The following is a 1118-nucleotide window of genomic DNA, read 5'->3' on the forward strand; positions in this document are numbered from 1 at the left end:
CCCCCTCCCCCGCCCGCGCGGCCCCGCGCCCACGCCGCGGCCCCGCGCTCGCGCGCGCCCGTCCGCGCGTCGGTGAACCCCCGGCCGACAGGGAGCGGACACGAGTCACCGGGACGCCGAAGGATTGACGGCGCCTCAGTTGTGGTCATTAAGTTCTGAGCTTTTTCTGAGCCAAGTCCGACCACATTTGCCGGTTTTCGAAGCTAAAGAGCCGTTACCGAAAGTGGTACAGCCCACTTAGTCTCCTCTCCGGAAGCGCTCCTCACCGCCCCCGCCTCATCCTTTTGAGTGAGTCTTTGGAGCAGACCCATGGGCCACGTTCCCCCGGATGCACACCCCGTTTCACCCCCCGCCGAACGGCACCGCGCCCGGCTCCTGCGCTACGCACGCCTGCACGCCTCCGGCGACTTCCACCGCGCCGAGGACATCGTGCAGGAGACGATGCTGCGCGCCTGGCTGACCCTCGACGAGCTGGACCCCGAGGGCGATCAGCGACTCCAGGCGTGGCTGTACCGCGTCGCGCGCAACCTCGCCATCGACGCGCACCGCCGCGACCGGGCCGTCCCCGTCGGCCTCGTCCCCGAGGAACCCGCGCGCCACGGCGGCGAAGCCGAACTCGCCGACGCCGTGGCGACCCGGCAGGTGCTGTACGAGGCGCTGGCGCGCCTGTCGCACGAGCACCGCGAGGTGCTCGTCCACATCCATCTGCGGGACCGCAGCCGCGCGGAGACCGCGCGCGTGACCGGAGTGCCCCAGGGCACGGTCAAGTCCCGCAACCACTACGCGCTCGAAGCCTTGCGCCGATCCCTCCCTGCCGCGTGAGGGGCGGCGATCTGTGAACAGGAACACCGATCCCTTCGACTGGTTCCGCGCCCACGCGGACGCCATCTTCCGCTGGCTCGGCGTCATCGGGCTGCTCGTCCTGATCTTCGTCCTGCTGCGCTGGTGGGCGATGCGCTGGGGCGGCTGGCGGCGGTGGGCGGCCCGGCTGCGGCGCGAGGGCGCGCTCACCGTCGCCGCCTTCACCGAGCCGGTCCGCTCGCTGATCCGCCACCGCCGCGCGCTGCGCGCGCTCGTCACGAGCCTCGGCGATCCCGGCACCTGGCGGGACGCCGAAC

General features: G+C 71.8%; 1 protein-coding gene and 1 pseudogene. Both read left to right on the plus strand.

The genetic code is table 11. The features are described 5' to 3' along the window. The first annotated feature begins 309 nt into the window (after positions 1–309). Positions 310–822, plus strand: coding sequence for a sigma-70 family RNA polymerase sigma factor (locus tag G3I42_RS17580; RefSeq protein ID WP_164287075.1), 513 nt, complete (start codon positions 310–312; stop codon positions 820–822). Between the two features lie 13 nt (positions 823–835). Next, a pseudogene (locus G3I42_RS17585) lies at positions 836–1118 on the plus strand (hypothetical protein); the annotation flags it as partial.

The sequence above is a fragment of the Streptomyces sp. SID11385 genome (assembly GCF_010548245.1).
Taxonomy (GTDB): domain Bacteria; phylum Actinomycetota; class Actinomycetes; order Streptomycetales; family Streptomycetaceae; genus Streptomyces.